This window comes from Rhodococcus sp. NPDC019647 (genome assembly GCF_044389235.1).
Taxonomy (GTDB): domain Bacteria; phylum Actinomycetota; class Actinomycetes; order Mycobacteriales; family Mycobacteriaceae; genus Rhodococcus_F; species Rhodococcus_F oxybenzonivorans.
Genome location: NZ_JBIRXS010000009.1, coordinates 135263 through 152220, shown reverse-complemented (window position 1 = coordinate 152220; position 16958 = coordinate 135263). Strand labels below are relative to the sequence as shown.

The window sequence follows — 16958 nt, the reverse complement described above, 5'->3', positions numbered from 1 at the left end:
CCAGTGGCCGAGGATCTGGAACTCGATCGGTTGCGGGGCCGTGCCGTACTCGTCGCGGGGGCGGGAATCTCGGGCCGGGCGACGATCGAACCGCTCCGTGAACTCGGAGCCCTCGTCACCGTCACCGATTCGAATGCCGACGCCCTTGCCGAATGCGCGAGGCTCGGCGCAGCCACCGTGCCCATCGACGACCTCCTCGCCGACCGCGAACGTGTCCGTGACTTCGCACTGGTGGTGACCAGCCCCGGATTCCGTCCCGACACACCGCTGCTCTCGGCTGCCGCCGGAGACGGCATCCCCATCTGGGGAGATATCGAACTCTCCTGGCACGTGGACCGATCGGGACTCTACGGCTCGCCCCGCCGATGGTTGGTGGTTACCGGGACCAACGGAAAGACGACCACGACCTCGATGCTGCAGTCGATCCTGTCGGCGGCAAAGGTGCCCAGCGCAGCCTGCGGGAACATCGGACTCCCGGTCCTCGAGGCCCTACGCCAGACGTCTCCTCGGCCCGAAGTGCTGGCGGTGGAACTCTCGTCGTTCCAACTGCACTGGGCACCGTCAGTTCGGCCGGCGGCCGGAGCCGTCCTGAACATCGCCGAGGACCACCTCGACTGGCACGGCGGTATGCAGTCGTACATCGAAGCGAAGGCGCGAGCGTTGACCGGCGATGTCGCAGTACTGGGTCTCGACGACGACGTGGCCGCGTCCCTCGCAACCTCCTCACCCGCCGAACGCACGGTGGGCTTCCGGGTGGGGATCCCGGGGCCGGGGGAGTTGGGGATCGAAAACGGCCACCTGGTGGATCGGGCGTTCGCCGACGGACTGCGGCTGGCCCCGGCGGAGGGGATTACCCCGTCCGGTCCTGCGGGGTTGATGGATGCGCTCGCTGCGGCAGCGCTCGCGCGCGCCGCGGGGGTGGGGCCCGAGGCCGTGGCCCGCGGTCTGACGAGTTACGTCGTCGGCCCGCACCGCGGTGCACGCGTTGCCGAGATCGGCGGGGTCACCTTCGTCGACGACTCGAAGGCCACCAACCCGCACGCGGCCGGGCCGTCGATTCTCGCGCACGAACGCGTGGTGTGGATCGCCGGCGGCCTCCTCAAAGGCGCCCAGGTCGACGACCTGATCGTCGAGGTGGCCAACCGCCTGACCGGAGTCGTGCTACTCGGGCGTGACGCCACCCACATCGCCGAGTCGCTTGCGCGACACGCCCCCGAGGTTCCCGTGGTCAGTGTCGAAACGGGAGACGATGCTGGAGTGAGTGCTGTTGCTCGAGCCGCGACCCGACGGGTGGTTCTGCCGCCCGATACCGACAGCGACGCGGTCATGGCAGCCGTCGTGCGTGAGGCGGCTGCCCTGGCGACGGCGGGTGACGCCGTCGTACTGGCTCCTGCCGCGGCTTCGCTCGACATGTTCGACAGCTACGGTCATCGAGGTAGGAGCTTTGCCGACGCGGTCGGCCGACTGCATGCATCGGACATTACCGGGCAGCCGCAATGACGTCGGCCGATCCGCGCCCACGCCGGGTTCCCGACGCGCAGCGCAGCCGTGGGGCCGACGCGCAGCGGAGCCGGGTGTCCGACGCGCAGCGGGGCCGCGGTGGCGAACGTGGTCGCAGTGACCCACCTCGGGGCCGTGCCGGTGATGCAGGACGGCCTCGCTCTCCCGCAGGCCCGCGTTCGCAGGACGGTTCTCCGCGCTCGGCTACGCCCCGCCGCCCGCCGCAGGGTCCGCGAACCCGCACTTCGCCGCCGCGCCCTCCCCGCACCCGGATCGGTGCGTGGCTGGCCAGACCACTGGCGTCGTTCCACCTCGTCGTGACCATCGCGTTTCTGCTCACGGTGCTGGGGCTGGTAATGGTGCTGTCGTCGTCGAGCGTCGAGGCGTATGCCAACGACGGCTCGGCCTACACGCTGTTCACCCGGCAAACAATCTTCGCCGGCGTCGGCATGATCCTGTTCTTCGTCGCGTTGCGCATCCCGGTACGGGTGATGCGCGCGCTGTCCTTTCCCGCCTTCGCGGCAACGATCGTTCTTCTGATACTGGTGCTCATACCCGGTATCGGAACGGTGTCCCAGGGCACCCGGGGATGGTTCGTCGTCGGCGGTGTGTCGCTGCAGCCGGCCGAGTTGACGAAGATCGCGCTCGCCATCTGGGGTGCGCACATCCTGGCGTCACGCCGGAGCGACCTGGTCGGGATCCGCGACATGCTGGTCCCACTCGTTCCCGCGGCGCTGTTGGCGTTCGTGCTCATCATCTTGCAGCCCGACCTCGGAACGACGGTTTCGTTGGCCATCATCCTGATGGCCTTGCTGTGGTTCGCAGGTCTGCCGCTCAAGTTGTTCCTGGGCATCGTGGGAACCGGCCTCGCCGGGGTGGTCGTTCTCGCTCTCACAGCCGGTTACCGTTCGGCGAGGGTCCGGGCCTTCTTCAATCCGGACGAGGATCCGCAGGGTATCGGTTATCAGTCACGCCAGGCGATGTACTCGCTGGCCGACGGCGGAATTCTCGGGCGTGGACTGGGGCAGAGCCGCGCGAAGTGGAGTTATCTCCCCAACGCGCACAACGACTTCATCTTCGCCATCATCGGTGAGGAACTGGGCTTCCTGGGTGGTGCCGCCGTGCTGGGACTCTTCGGGTTGTTCGTGTACACGGGGCTGCGCATCGCCGCACGATCGGCCGATCCCTTCCTGCGCTTGCTCACGGGTACGGCCACGGTGTGGATCACCGGTCAGGCGTTCATCAATGTGGGGTACGTCATCGGGCTGCTCCCCGTCACCGGACTGCAGTTGCCGCTCGTGTCCGCCGGGGGAACGTCGACGGCGACGACGCTGTTCATGTTCGGCGTGGTGGCGAATGCGGCCCGGCACGAGCCGGAGGCGGTAGCGGCGCTGCATTCGGGTCAGGACGGCCGTTTCGGGCGAATGCTGCGTCTTCCGAAGCCCGAGGCATTTTCACCGGTGCGGGCAGACGCTGCCCGGGCGGAGGCGGTGCGACGGGCCGAGGCACGGCGGCAGGCCGGACGCGAGATGGCAGCCCGCACCCGGAGCATCACATACGACAAGGGCCGCGCGGAACGCGGCAATGCCCGCACACCTGACCGCGGTGTGCGCCAGCAGCGAAGCTCGGGTGGCCGAGCAGGAGAGCGAGGATTTCGTAGGTGAGCGGCGAGAAGCCCACTCTGTCGGTGATCGTGGCCGGTGGTGGAACCGCCGGACACATCGAACCGGCTCTGGCGGTGGCCGATGCGATCAAGGTGATCGACGGGGATGTGGTGGTGACGGCGCTGGGGACGGCGCGCGGTCTCGAAACCACCCTGGTTCCGGAGCGCGGTTATCCGCTGGAACTCATTCCGCCGGTGCCACTTCCCCGTAAACCCACCCTCGACCTGCTGCGGCTCCCGCGCCGGGTGCTGCATTCGGTTCGTCGTACCCGTGCGGTGATGGACGAGACCGGGGCCGACGTGATCGTCGGTTTCGGCGGTTACGTCGCTCTTCCGGCGTACCTGGCCGCGGGTCCCGGTCTACTGCGGCGGCGACGCAGAATCCCGATCGTGGTGCACGAGGCGAACGCGAGCGCGGGCATCGCCAACAAGATCGGCGCTCGCCGTGCTGCACGGGTCCTCGCGGCGGTGGCGGGTTCCGGTGTGAAGGCGCGCGGCCGGGCGGAGGCCGAGATCGTCGGTATACCCGTGCGGGCATCCATCACCGGTCTCGACCGGGCGGGATTACGCAGTGAGGCCCGGGCCCACTTCGGGCTTCCCGCCGAGGGACCAGTGCTGCTCGTGTTCGGTGGGTCGCAGGGTGCGCGGTCGCTCAACGAGACGGTGTCGGGGGCGGCGGAGTCGCTCGCGGCGGCGGGGATCGCCGTCCTGCACGCACACGGTCCGAAGAACACCCTGGACGTCCCCGACTCCGCAGGCGGTCCGCCCTACGTGGCCGTCCCGTACCTGTCGCGGATGGATCTGGCATATTCGGCTGCCGACGCGGTGATCTGCCGATCGGGTGCGATGACGGTCGCGGAGGTGTCGGCTGTGGGTCTCCCCGCGCTGTACGTGCCGTTGCCGCACGGCAACGGTGAGCAAGAACTCAATGCGCGGCCAGTCGTCGAAGCGGGAGGTGGAATGATTGTCCGTGACGGCGACCTGACCGCCGCCTTCGTCGCGGACACCGTGATCCCGCTGCTGCGCGACCCCGCGCGGCTCGCGGACATGGGGCGGCGCGCGGCGGGAGCGGGTCACCGTAGCGCAGCCGCCGAGGTTGCGCAGATTGTTCTCGACGTGGCCGCGCTGACGAAGGAAACCCGATGACCGACCTGCCCGCGCACCTCGAACGTGTCCACATGGTGGGGATCGGTGGCGCCGGAATGTCCGGGATCGCCCGGATACTGCTGGCCCGAGGGGGCCAGGTGTCCGGATCCGACGCCAAGGAGAGCCGCGGCGTGCTGGCCCTCCGCGCTCGCGGCGCGAACGTGCGCATCGGCCACGACGCCAGCGCACTCGATCTCTTGCCCGGCGGACCCACCGTGGTCGTCACCACGCACGCCGCCATCCCGAAGGACAACCCGGAACTGGTCGAGGCCGCGCGGCGCGGCATCCCCGTGATCCTGCGCCCGGCGGTACTCGCATCGTTGATGCACGGTCACCGGACCCTGCTCGTGTCGGGCACCCACGGTAAGACGTCGACGACGTCGATGCTGGTGGTGGCGCTCCAGCATTGCGGTTACGACCCCTCCTTCGCGGTGGGCGGCGAGCTGAACGAAGCCGGGACCAACGCACATCACGGCAGCGGTGACGTGTTCGTCGCCGAGGCCGACGAGAGTGACGGTTCGCTTCTCCAGTACGACCCCGATGTCGTCGTCGTCACCAACGTCGAGGCCGACCATCTCGACTATTTCGGAAGCCCGGAGGCATATACCCAGGTTTTCGACGATTTCGCCGATCGGCTCTCGCCCGGCGGGCTCCTCGTCACCTGTCTCGACGATCCCGGTTCGGCAGCGCTCGCGTCACGGGTGAGCGCGCGGAACCTCCCGGGTGTGCGAGTGGTCGGCTACGGCAGCGCAGAGTCGTCCGCCGCTCCGTTCGACTCCGTCGACGGAATCGAGGTCGGTGCCCGGCTGCTGAGTTTCGAGGCCAGAGATGTGGGGGGAGTGCTGCAGTTCCAGCTGGCCGGTGAGCGGAGTCCGCGGACCATCCGGATGGGTGTCCCGGGACGGCACATGGCACTCAACGCGCTGGCCGCACTTCTCGCTGCCCGCGAGGCCGGTGCCGACGTCGACGAGATCCTCGAAGGAATCGCCGGTTTCGGCGGTGTACACCGCCGGTTCCAGTTCACCGGTCGTGAGCGTGGCGTTCGGGTGTTCGACGACTATGCGCACCATCCCACCGAAGTACGTGCGGTGCTCGGCGCCGCCGCGGATCTGGTGCGCCAGCCGCACGAGGCGGATCGGCGAGAATCCGAGGAATCGGTCCGCCGGGGCAAAGTGATCGTCGTGTTCCAGCCACATCTCTATTCGCGGACAGCAACTTTCGCGGAAGAGTTCGGGCATGCTCTCGATCTCGCCGACGAGGTCGTGGTGCTCGACGTGTACGGGGCGCGGGAGGAACCCATGCCCGGTGTCAGTGGCGCCCTGGTCGCATTGTCGGTGACCAAGCCGGTGCATTATCAGCCCGATCTGTCGCAGGCGCCGCGTCAGGTGGCGGGGTTGGCCGAACCCGGCGACGTCGTGATCACGATGGGTGCCGGTGACGTCACGATGCTCGGAAACCAGATTCTCGACGCGCTGCGCGCGGCCCCACACAACGCCTCGCGATGAGCCGGGAGCGCCGAGGCCGCCCGGAACGGCCGGATCGCCCGGTTCGCCGCGACACCCAGCGCAGTCCGCGGCCCGGTGGCGCCTCCGCGCGGAGTTCCGGCACCAGGACTGGGTCGCGCCGGACGCCGCCGGGCGGTGACCCGTCCACTCGCAGACCGCGCGGATCGGTCCCGGCCGCAGCATCTCCGGACGTGGAGCAGGGGCCGGGACGGCCGTGGTATCGCAGGCCGGCGGTGACCGGTTTGATCGGTGTCGTGGTGGTCGTGGCGCTCGGTCTGGTGGCCTGGTTCACGCCGCTGTTGTCGGTCCGGTCCACCGATGTCGCGGGTGCCACGAGCATTCCCGAGGAACAGATTCGACAGGTACTCGCCGTGCCGCAGGGGCAGCCACTGCTGCGCGTCGACACCGTGGCGGCCGCGCAACGGGTCGCCGCGATCCCCAAGGTGGCTACCGCCCGCGTGCAGAGAATGTATCCGTCCACCATCCGGGTGACGGTGACCGAACGCGTGCCGGTCGTGTTCGTCGATACTCCCGACGGCACGCATCTTCTGGACGCCGACGCTGTCGACTACGAGATTGCGCCACCGCCTCCCGGCGTTCCTCGCCTGGTGACCGACACTCCCGGGTGGGGTGATCCCAGTACCGCGGCTGCGCTCGAGGTGCTCGAGTCGATGCCGCCGCAATTGCGCGGGCAGGTGGGTGAGGTTGCGGCCAAATCCATTTCGGACATCTCGGTGACGTTGCTCGACGGCCGCGTCGTGGTGTGGGGCGGCACGGAGAAGTCCGAACGCAAGGCGGCGGTCACCTTGCCCCTGCTGACTCAGCCCGGGCAGACGTACGACGTGTCGAGTCCTGATCTCCCGACGGTGCGGTAGGGGAATGAAATTCGTAGTTGGCTCCCGCGAGCGAGTTCGTCAAATAACTCGGCGAGTCTCGGCGCGCCTAATGGCGTATCCCGATGACGGTGCATAGCGTTTCGCTCTAGTCGACCACTTGACATAACCGTAACCCTATGGTTCAGGTTGAGAGTTTACCCGACTGATTTGTACGAAAGCGTGATACACACTCATGGAAGGCGAGAGCCGATGACGCCCCCGCACAACTACCTCGCCGTAATAAAGGTCGTCGGCATCGGCGGCGGCGGCGTGAACGCAGTCAACCGGATGATCGAGCAGGGACTCAAGGGAGTTGAGTTCATTGCCGTCAACACGGACGCGCAAGCGCTGCTGATGAGTGATGCCGACGTCAAGCTCGACGTCGGCCGTGAACTCACCCGCGGCCTCGGAGCCGGCGCGGATCCCGAAGTCGGCCGCAAGGCCGCAGAAGACCACAAGGACGAGATCGAGGAAGTGCTCAAGGGCGCCGACATGGTGTTCGTCACGGCCGGTGAGGGCGGCGGTACGGGTACCGGCGGCGCCCCCGTCGTCGCGAGTATCGCGCGCAAGCTCGGGGCCCTGACCGTCGGTGTGGTGACCCGGCCCTTCTCGTTCGAGGGGAAGCGTCGCGGCGGGCAGGCCGATACCGGCATCCAGTCGCTGCGCGAATCGTGCGACACCCTCATCGTCATCCCGAACGACCGCCTTCTTCAGCTCGGTGACGCCGCGGTGAGCCTCATGGATGCGTTCCGTAGCGCCGACGAGGTCCTCCTCAACGGTGTTCAGGGCATCACCGACCTCATCACCACCCCGGGTCTGATCAACGTCGACTTCGCCGACGTCAAGGGCGTCATGTCCGGGGCCGGTAGCGCGCTGATGGGCATCGGGTCCTCGCGCGGTGAGGGGCGTGCCATCAAGGCTGCCGAGTCCGCGATCAACTCACCTCTGCTCGAAGCATCGATGGAGGGTGCGCGCGGCGTCCTGCTGTCGATCGCGGGTGGCAGCGACCTCGGACTGTTCGAGATCAACGAGGCCGCCTCGCTCGTCCAGGAAGCGGCGCACATCGATGCCAACATCATCTTCGGCACCGTGATCGACGACTCGCTGGGTGACGAGGTGCGAGTCACCGTCATCGCCGCCGGATTCGACGGCGGCACGCCGGCCCGTCGTCCGGTCGAGTCCACCGCCGCCGGCCGCAGCGCCATCGGGGCCGGACGCGCGGGTGAAGTGAACCAGGGCGCGGAGCCGCAGGGCGGTGAGCCGATGTCCGTGACACGCGAGACGATCAGCTCGCACAGCGCGAGCAGTCTGCCTCCGTTGTCCGGAAACGGCTCTTCCCGGCCCGTGCCGGTGTCCGACGAGGAGGGCGAAGACGACGTCGACGTGCCCTCCTTCATGCGTCGTTGACGTCGCCGTCGGGTCCCGCATTCCGGGTTCGCCGCGTCGTCACCGCACGTGCAGGTGGGCACTCCGTCGGACCGTACGAGTCCTTCAATCTGGGTGACCACGTGGGGGACGACCCCGGCGCGGTAGAGGCCAACCGTCGTCGGCTGGCCGACAAGATCGGTGTTCCGTTCGACCACCTGATCTGGATGGAACAGATTCACAGTCGCACGGTGACGGTGGTCGACAGACCGACCGATACGGCTGTGCCGGCAACAGACGCGTTGGTGACCACGGTCCCGGGTTTGGCGCTGGCCACACTCAGCGCCGACTGTGTGCCCGTCCTGCTCTCCGACGAGGAGGCGGGCGTCATCGCGGCCGTGCACGCCGGACGGATCGGTGCACGCATCGGTATCGTCCCCCGGGTTCTCGAGGTGATGGTGCAGCAGGGCGCCCGGATCGGACGGATCGGTGCCTTCCTCGGCCCGGCCGCGAGTGGACGCCAGTACGAGGTTCCCGCCGCGATGCAGGCGGATGTCGAAAAGTACCTTCCCGGCAGTGCCACCCGCACGGTGAAGGGGACCCCCGGTCTCGACCTGCGGGCCGGCATCCGCAGGCAACTGCTCGACGCGGGAGTGTCAGGTGTCGCCGAGGATCCGCGTTGCACCATCGAGGACCGGACCCTCTTCAGTCATCGGCGGGAGGCACCGACCGGCCGGCTCGCAGCGGTGATCTGGATGGATACTGGGCAGGGCGGCAGGTAGGCGCGCGAGAGGGTGTGGGAGTTGACGGCGATGGATCGTGTTCCGGAGGCGAGCGGAGCGGGCAACCGTGTTCCGGAGGCGAGCGGAGCGGGTGACCGTGTCGCGCAGATCTCGGGTGCGCTCGGGGCTGTCCGCGAGCGGCTCGATGCGGCGTGCCGTGCGGCGGGACGCGAACCCTCGGAGGTGACGCTCCTCCCGGTCACCAAGTTTTTCCCGGAGTCCGATGCCCGCATCCTCTATGAACTCGGTTGCCGCGAGTTCGGTGAGTCGCGTGAGCAGGAAGCGACCGCGAAGATCGGCGAGTTCCGCGCCCGAAATCCGGACCCGGCGGTGCGGTGGCACATGATCGGCCACCTGCAACGCAACAAGGCCCGGGCGATCGCCCAGTGGGCGTACGCAATTCACTCGGTGGACAGCGAGCGACTGGTCGGCGCGCTCGGTAAGGCAGCGACCGCTGCCGTCGAGGCGGGAGAACGCACGGAGCCGCTCCGGGTGTTGCTCCAGGTCAGCCTCGACGGTGATCCGCAGCGCGGCGGCGCTGTGGTGGGCGACCTCGAAAGCCTTGCGGCGCAGGTTCGGTCGGCTCCACACCTCGAATTCCGCGGTCTGATGGCCGTCCCGCCGATCGAGGCCGACCCGGATGCGGCATTCGAGGAGCTGCACAACATTCACGCCCGGTTGTGCCTGGAGCATCCCGATGCGACGGAGCTCTCAGCGGGGATGACGAATGATCTCGAGCACGCTGTCCGACACGGGTCGACGTGCGTGCGTGTCGGAACCGCTCTGTTGGGCGCGAGGCCTATAACCTCGAAATGATCGCCGAGGCGAGCCTCGAAGGAAAGTCGGCTGGGTGATCGCCAACCCGTCCACACCGCTGCGACCGGTCGTAGCGGGATCCTGTCCGCCGCGCCAAGGAAGGTCGATCAATGAGCAGTCTGCACAAGTTCAAGGCTTACTTCGGCATGGTTCCCCTCGACGACTACGAGGACGAGTACCTGGACGAGCCGGAGCCTGCGCGCAGGCCTGCACGCCCGGTACGGGACGGTGGACGTGATCCGTATCTCGACCGCGACGACCGGGACTTCGCCGAGCCTTCGTTCAGCAAGGCTGCGTATGCCCCGGGTCGGCGCGACGACCTCGACGACGAGTTCGACCGTTATGAAGGCCCGCGGCACGCGTCGCGGGTCGAGCCTGTGGCTGTGCGTTCGGCGCGCCCCGGCGTGAGTGGGTCGGTCCGGGGGAGCACCCGCGGTGCGCTCGCGGTCGATACTCGATCCGAGCGGGTGGAAAGCCGCCGCGGACCTCTCTTCGACGAGGGCGGTCCGCTCTCGAAGATCACGACGCTGCGACCCCGCGACTACAGCGAGGCGCGCACCATCGGTGAGCGCTTCCGCGACGGCACCCCGGTCATCATGGACCTCGTGGAGATGAGCAACGCCGACGCGAAACGTCTCGTCGACTTCGCGGCGGGCCTCGCGTTCGCCTTGCGCGGCTCCTTCGACAAGGTGGCAACGAAGGTGTTCTTGCTCTCACCCGCCGACATCGACGTCTCGGCCGAGGAGCGCCGCCGGATCGCCGAGACGGGCTTCTACAGTCAGAAGTAGCACGGCGTGCAGCGGAAATAGGCACTGCGTGCAGCAGGCATAGGCGAAGCGGTCAGGGAAACCGAAGGGTGATCATCGGGATCGGGACGTTCGGACATCACGCGGGCTGCGGTGGCTGAGGTGCAGAGTGCCCTGGTCACGCGGCCAGTTTTGATAGACCGAACTGTTTCAGGCAGAGTGAAGGTGTGGCCTTGTTCTCGGTGATCTATTTGATACTGTTCGTTTTCTGGCTGCTTCTCATCGGCAGAATCATCGTCGAGTTCGTACGGACCTTCGCTCGGGACTGGCGGCCGACCGGCGTCGTGGTCGTCATTCTCGAGGCGATATTTACGGTCACAGATCCGCCGGTCAAGCTGCTGCGGCGGTTGATCCCCCCGATAAATCTCGGCGGGGTGCGGTTGGATCTATCCATCATGGTCTTGCTGTTCATCGTCTTCATCCTGATGTCGATCGTTCAGGGGCAAGCGCGTGCTACGGGTCTGGTGTGACAGAATGGACCCCATTGATCCAGTGTTGGTTCACCGTTACGTAGACTGCGCTGTAACTGAATGCTTGCTAGACCGCCAAATGACGCGTGAAGGGATCCTTCCATGCCGCTGACTCCAGCTGATGTGCACAATGTCGCGTTCAGCAAGCCGCCGATCGGTAAGCGGGGCTACAACGAAGACGAGGTCGATGCGTTTCTCGACCTTGTCGAGCAAGAGTTGTCGCGCCTGATCGAGGAGAACGCCGACCTTCGGCAGCGAGTGGGTGAGCTCGACAAGGAACTCGCCGATGCGAAGAAGGCCCCGCGCCCGTCCGGCGCAGCCTCAACGCCTGCGCCCAAGGCCGAGCCCGCTCGTGTCGTCGAGCAGCCCAAGGCGCCGGCGCCCGCACCGGCCCCGGCCGCCGCGGCTCCGCAGGCGGCACCGCAGGGAGCGGACGCTCATATGCAGGCCGCCAAGGTGCTCGGGCTCGCCCAGGAGATGGCTGATCGCCTCACCAGCGATGCGAAGACCGAATCCGAGCAGCTTCTCGGTAATGCCCGCACCAATTCGGAGCAGCTGGTCAGCGACGCGCGGCAGCGTTCGGAATCGATGATTGCGGATGCTCGGCAGAAGTCCGAGGCGCTGATCACGGACGCGCAGACTCGTTCCGAGACCCAGCTGCGGCAGGCCAAGGAGAAGGCCGACGCACTGCAGGCGGACGCGGAGAAGAAGCACACCGAGATCATGGCGACGATCAACCAGCAGCGGTCGGTGCTGGAGGGTCGTATCGAGCAGCTCAAGACCTTCGAGCGTGAATACCGCGTGCGGCTGAAGTCGTACCTGGAGTCGCAGCTCGAGGAGCTGGAGCAGCGGGGTTCCGCCGTTCCGGTGGACGGTGGTCAGGATTCGTTCGCGCAGGGCGGATCGCAGTCGAATTACAGCCAGTCCTACGCCAAGGGCAATAGCTGACTGAGCGTGCGGTAGTTGCCCAGCCAGCGGCCCGGATAGAGGTTGAGCCGTGCTGGTCGTGACACTCGTTCTTGCAGCGGTGGGGTTCGCCCTCCTGGTGGTCGCTCTGATGACCGGTTCGGTCATCTGGGCCTGGGGATGCATCGTGGTGTGCGTCGCGGGTGCGGTGCTGCTGTTGATCAGTGCCCTCGCGGGCAGGCGGACGGCAGCGGTGTCCGGCCGCGGTACCGATTCAGTTCCGCCCACCGACCCGTCGAGTGACTGACCGCGCCGGTTTCCCACGGCGAGGACGACTACACTACGTAGAGCGAGCAATTTCAGATAGCGAGACAACCACGGCGTCGATCCGGCCATCACCGGGGAGCCTTCGGAAGAACGGCCGTACGCAGGCTCAGTAGAACCGAACGGGTGGGCCCGTCACAGCCCGCTAGTGAGAGGCACTCCTCGGAGTGCAAGCGGGGTGGTACCGCGGTGGTGACGCAGGAGGCGTCCCCGTCGTCCCCGTGCCGAGTACGTCAGGCACGAGGAGATCGCGGTGAGCACCACCAGTAACGTCACCAGCACCAACGAGTCCTACCCGAAGGTCGATTACGGCGTTCCGCAGGATGCGGGCGTCAAGTTCCCTCAGGTGGAGCAGCGTGTGCTCGCGGGGTGGGACGAGGACGACACTTTCCGGGCGTCCGTGACACAGCGTGAAGGTGCCGAGGAATTCGTCTTCTACGACGGCCCGCCGTTCGCCAACGGTCTTCCGCATTACGGTCACCTGTTGACCGGGTATGTCAAAGACCTCATCCCACGTTTCCAGACCATGCGCGGCAAGAAGGTCGAGCGCCGGTTCGGCTGGGACTGCCACGGCCTTCCGGCCGAACTCGAGGCGGAGAAGCAGCTCGGCATCAAGGACAAGTCCGAGATCGACGTCATGGGTCTCGAGAAGTTCAACGAATACTGCAAGTCCTCGGTTCTGCGATACACCGACGAGTGGCGCAACTATGTCACCCGTCAGGCCAGGTGGGTCGACTTCGACAACGATTACAAGACCCTGGACCTCGACTTCATGGAGTCGGTCATGTGGGCCTTCAAGGAGTTGTTCGACAAGGGGCTGATCTACCAGGGTTTCCGCGTACTGCCGTACAGCTGGTACGAGCAGACGCCGCTGTCGAATCAGGAGACCCGACTCGACGACGCCTACAAGATGCGTCAGGACCCGGCCGTCACCGTCGACATGCCGCTGCGCGGTGAGGGCCCGCTGGACGGCGCGAACGCGATCATCTGGACCACGACGCCGTGGACGCTGCCGTCCAACCTCGCGATCGCGGTGCACCCCGACATCGACTACGTGCAGGTGTCGGGTCTCGACGGGAAACGCTATGTGCTCGCCCGCGATCGTCTGGGCCACTACGCGCGGGAACTCGGGGACTCGCCGGACGTGCTGTCCGAGCACACGGGGGCCGACCTCATCGGTCTGCACTACGACCCGCCGTTCGACTTCTTCGCCGGTCACGAGAACGCGCACCGCGTCATCTCGGCCGACTACGTCACCACCGAGTCCGGTACCGGAATCGTGCACATGGCCCCGGCTTTCGGTGAGGAGGACTACGACTACTGCCTCCGCAACGGCATCGAATTGGTCCAGCCGCTCGACGCGGGTGGCAAGTTCACGTCGATGGTGCCGCCCTACGAGGGGCTCTTGGTGTTCGACGCGAACCCGGCGATCATCAAGGACCTCAAGGCTGCTGGAAAGTTGCTGCGGCACGAGACGATTGAGCACTCGTATCCGCACAGCTGGCGCAGCGGGCAGCCGCTCATCTACATGGCGGTCCCGTCGTGGTTCGTCGCGGTCACCAAGTTCCGCGATCGGATGGTGGAACTGAACCAGGAGATCACCTGGGTGCCGGAGCACATCCGCGACGGACAGTTCGGCAAGTGGCTCGAGGGTGCCCGAGACTGGAACATCAGCCGGAACAGGTACTGGGGCAGCCCCATCCCGGTGTGGGTCTCCGACGACCCGGCCTATCCGCGGACCGACGTGTACGGCTCGCTCGACGAGCTCGAGCGCGACTTCGGCGTGCGCCCGACCGATCTGCACCGGCCGATGATCGACGACCTCGTGCGCCCGAACCCGGACGATCCGACGGGGAAGTCGATGATGCGTCGCGTGCCCGAGGTGCTCGACTGCTGGTTCGAATCCGGGTCGATGCCGTACGCCCAGGTGCATTACCCGTTCGAGAACCGTGAGTGGTTCATTGGGGCGACGGGGGATGACACCGCGCACTTCCCGGGCGATTTCATCGTGGAGTACAACGGCCAGACCCGCGGCTGGTTCTACACGCTGCACGTGCTGGCGACGGCATTGTTCGACCGTCCCGCGTTCAAGACGGTTGCGGCCCACGGCATCGTCCTCGGTGACGATGGACTGAAGATGAGCAAGTCGAAGGGCAACTACCCGGATGTCAAGGAGGTGTTCGAGCGCGACGGTTCGGACGCCATGCGGTGGTTCCTCATGTCTTCGCCGATCCTGCGGGGCGGAAATCTCGTGGTCACCGAACAGGGCATCCGTGAGGGTGTCCGGCAGGCGCTGCTGCCGTTGTGGAACGCTTGGAGTTTCCTGCAGCTGTACGCGCCGAAGCCGGGTCAGTGGCGGACCGACTCGACCAACGTCCTCGACCGGTACATCCTCGCCAAGCTGGCCGGCACCAGGGACGTGATCACCGATGCGCTCGAGACGAACGACATCGCCGGGGCGTGCGACGAACTGCGCACGTTCTGTGATGCGTTGACGAACTGGTATGTGCGGCGGTCGCGTTCGCGTTTCTGGGACGAGGACAAGGACGCCGTCGACACCCTCCACACGGTGCTCGAGGTGGTCACCCGGCTCGCCGCTCCGTTGCTGCCGCTGATCAGTGAGGTCATCTGGCGTGGGCTCACCGGCGGACGGTCCGTGCACCTCGCCGACTGGCCGGCCGCAGGTGATTTGCCGGCGGATGCGGAGTTGGTGTCGGCGATGGACGAGGTTCGGTCGGTGTGTTCGACGGTGCTGGGTCTGCGGAAGGCCCAGAACCTGCGGGTGCGGTTGCCGCTGCCGGAGGTGACGGTGGCCGCGGACGACGCCGAGCGTCTGCGCCCCTACCTGGGACTGATTGCCGACGAGGTGAATGTGAAGAAGGTCGACCTCACGACGGATGTGGACGTGCACGGCCGTTTCGAGCTCGTCGTCAACGCGCGTGCCGCGGGGCCGCGCCTGGGCAAGGACGTGCAGACCGTCATCAAGGCCGTGAAGGCCGGTGACTGGTCGGAGAACTCGGACGGCGTCGTCACCGCGGCGGGGATCGAGTTGCTGCCGGAGGAGTACACGCAGCGGCTGGTCGCCGCCGAACCGGAGTCGACGGCAGCCCTGCCTGATGGGGCCGGCCTGGTGGTTCTCGACTCCGCCGTCACCGAGGAACTCGAAGCCGAGGGCTGGGCGAAGGACCGCATCCGTGAGTTGCAGGATGCGCGCCGGGCGGCGGGCCTCGACGTGTCGGACCGGATCACCGTGGTGCTCGAGGTCCCGGCCGAACGGCGGGACTGGGCACGTGCTCACCGCGAGCTGATCGCGGGCGAGATCCTCGCTGTCGAGCTCGAACTGGCAGAGGCGCCCGCCGACGCGGTCGAGCTCGGTGAGGGTGTGCGGGCGGCCATCTCGAAGGTGTGATCTGTCGGACCACGCGGGTAGGTTGCACCAGGTGAGTCGTCGATGGGTGCTGCACCTCGACATGGATGCCTTCTTCGCCTCCGTGGAGCAGCTCACCCGGCCGACGTTGCGTGGCCGCCCGGTGCTCGTCGGTGGGCTCGGCGGTCGTGGGGTGGTCGCCGGGGCCAGTTACGAGGCGCGGGTGTTCGGCGCCCGTTCCGCGATGCCGATGCACCAGGCCCGGCGACTCGTCGGGCCCGGTGCCGTCGTGTTGCCGCCGCGCGGCCGGCTGTACGGGATGTTGAGCAAGTCCGTGTTCGATGCGCTGCGTGGCCCCATGCCCGTGCTCGAGCAGCTGTCGATGGACGAGGCGTTCGGTGAACCGGCGGAGCTGGCCGGGGTGGACCCGGCCACTGTCCGCCGGTACTGCGAAGCCCTGCGCGCCCTGGTCTTCGAAGAAACCGGACTGGTCGCGTCGATCGGTGCGGGATCCGGCAAGCAGGTGGCAAAGATCGCGTCCGGTCTGGCCAAGCCGAATGGAATCACCGTCATCGCGCCGGAGGAACAGCAGGAGTTGCTCGACGGGTTGCCCGTGCGAAAGTTGTGGGGCATAGGTCCCGTCGCCGAGGACAAGCTCAAACGCCTCGGCATCGAGACGATCGGAAGTTTCGCGCGCACTCCCGAATCCGAGGTGGCTTCCATTCTCGGCACCACGATCGGCCCCGGCCTGCACCGGCTGGCGCGGGGGATCGACAATCGGCCAGTTGCCGAGCGGGCCGAGTCGAAACAGGTCAGTGCCGAGACCACCTATGCCACCGACATCGTCACCCTCGCGGAGCTTCGGGGAGCGGTCGAGTCGAGTGCGGGTTCCGCCTTCGCGCGCCTGCAGAAGGACGGCCGCGCGGCACGGACGGTGGTGCTCAAGTTGAAGAAGGCGGACATGAGCATCGTCACCCGATCGGTCACCTTGCCCTACGCCACCCTGGATCGTCCCACCCTGGTCGCCGCGGCTCAGCGGCAGGTGATCGACCCTCTCGAGCTCGGTCCCGTACGCCTTGTCGGGGTCGGCTTCGCCGGTCTGTCGACGGTGCGGCAAGGGTCGCTGTTCCCCGAACTGGATCTGGACGTGCCCGGCTATCCGGACTCGGCGGCGACGCGAAACGAAGGCGGCGACGCGGTGTCGCCCGTGCAGCCGATCCCGGCACGCGAACCCGATCGACGATGGCATCCGGGTCTGGACGTGAGGCACCCCGACTTCGGGCACGGGTGGGTCCAGGGGGCGGGGCATGGTGTCGTGACCGTCCGATTCGAAACGCGCACAACAGGTCCCGGCATAGCCCGCACCTTCAAGGAGGACGACGAGCAACTCGAGCACGCAGGAGTGGAGGGCTCCCTCGCCTGAGGTTCCGGCC

Annotated in this window: 15 protein-coding genes; all 15 read left to right on the top strand. The window is 67.1% G+C overall.

The features are described from left to right. Positions 1 to 3 precede the first annotated feature (3 nt). The 15 genes from murD (at position 4) to ACH49N_RS18870 (ending at position 16948) form a co-directional block, all read left to right on the top strand. Complete coding sequence (gene murD, locus ACH49N_RS18940; RefSeq protein WP_358273819.1) at positions 4 to 1500, top strand: UDP-N-acetylmuramoyl-L-alanine--D-glutamate ligase; 1497 nt, start codon at positions 4 to 6, stop codon at positions 1498 to 1500. 108 nt (positions 1501 to 1608) lie between these two features. Beyond that, positions 1609 to 1821: a hypothetical protein gene (locus ACH49N_RS18935; protein WP_358273964.1), complete on the top strand. Its 213-nt coding sequence runs from the start codon at positions 1609 to 1611 to the stop codon at positions 1819 to 1821. Next, positions 1773 to 3164: a putative lipid II flippase FtsW gene (gene ftsW / locus ACH49N_RS18930; protein WP_358273957.1), complete on the top strand. Its 1392-nt coding sequence runs from the start codon at positions 1773 to 1775 to the stop codon at positions 3162 to 3164. Before ACH49N_RS18935 ends, ftsW begins: the two co-directional genes overlap by 49 nt. Further along, on the top strand, positions 3161 to 4309 hold the full coding sequence (gene murG, locus ACH49N_RS18925; RefSeq protein WP_358273821.1) for an undecaprenyldiphospho-muramoylpentapeptide beta-N-acetylglucosaminyltransferase: 1149 nt from the start codon (positions 3161 to 3163) through the stop codon (positions 4307 to 4309). The genes ftsW and murG overlap by 4 nt, the downstream gene beginning before the upstream one ends. After that, on the top strand, positions 4306 to 5814 hold the full coding sequence (gene murC / locus ACH49N_RS18920) for a UDP-N-acetylmuramate--L-alanine ligase (RefSeq protein WP_358273823.1): 1509 nt from the start codon (positions 4306 to 4308) through the stop codon (positions 5812 to 5814). Before murG ends, murC begins: the two co-directional genes overlap by 4 nt. A gap of 233 nt (positions 5815 to 6047) precedes the next feature. Then, on the top strand, positions 6048 to 6689 hold the full coding sequence (locus ACH49N_RS18915; protein WP_159927136.1) for a cell division protein FtsQ/DivIB: 642 nt from the start codon (positions 6048 to 6050) through the stop codon (positions 6687 to 6689). A 210-nt stretch (positions 6690 to 6899) separates the two neighbouring features. Next, entirely contained in the window at positions 6900 to 8096 is a 1197-nt protein-coding gene (gene ftsZ, locus ACH49N_RS18910) for a cell division protein FtsZ (RefSeq protein ID WP_109329280.1), read from the top strand. Beyond that, positions 8093 to 8836, top strand: coding sequence for a peptidoglycan editing factor PgeF (pgeF, locus tag ACH49N_RS18905; protein WP_358273825.1), 744 nt, complete (start codon positions 8093 to 8095; stop codon positions 8834 to 8836). The genes ftsZ and pgeF overlap by 4 nt, the downstream gene beginning before the upstream one ends. Before the next feature lie 30 nt (positions 8837 to 8866). Next, positions 8867 to 9652, top strand: a complete 786-nt coding sequence (locus ACH49N_RS18900) for a YggS family pyridoxal phosphate-dependent enzyme (protein WP_358273827.1) — start codon at positions 8867 to 8869, stop codon at positions 9650 to 9652. A 110-nt stretch (positions 9653 to 9762) separates the two neighbouring features. Further along, complete coding sequence (locus tag ACH49N_RS18895; protein ID WP_159921727.1) at positions 9763 to 10440, top strand: cell division protein SepF; 678 nt, start codon at positions 9763 to 9765, stop codon at positions 10438 to 10440. 185 nt (positions 10441 to 10625) lie between these two features. Then, positions 10626 to 10928, top strand: coding sequence for a YggT family protein (locus tag ACH49N_RS18890; RefSeq protein WP_005247609.1), 303 nt, complete (start codon positions 10626 to 10628; stop codon positions 10926 to 10928). Between the two features lie 102 nt (positions 10929 to 11030). Continuing rightward, on the top strand, positions 11031 to 11876 hold the full coding sequence (locus ACH49N_RS18885) for a DivIVA domain-containing protein (protein WP_159921729.1): 846 nt from the start codon (positions 11031 to 11033) through the stop codon (positions 11874 to 11876). A gap of 49 nt (positions 11877 to 11925) precedes the next feature. Then, a complete protein-coding gene (locus ACH49N_RS18880) occupies positions 11926 to 12141 on the top strand; it encodes a hypothetical protein (RefSeq protein ID WP_213572412.1) in 216 nt (71 codons plus the stop codon). A gap of 270 nt (positions 12142 to 12411) precedes the next feature. Then, entirely contained in the window at positions 12412 to 15567 is a 3156-nt protein-coding gene (gene ileS / locus ACH49N_RS18875) for an isoleucine--tRNA ligase (protein WP_358273831.1), read from the top strand. Positions 15568 to 15613: 46 nt separating this feature from the next. After that, positions 15614 to 16948 (top strand): DNA polymerase IV, encoded by a 1335-nt coding sequence (locus ACH49N_RS18870; RefSeq protein WP_159927138.1) that lies wholly within the window; start codon positions 15614 to 15616, stop codon positions 16946 to 16948. Positions 16949 to 16958: the final 10 nt, after the last annotated feature.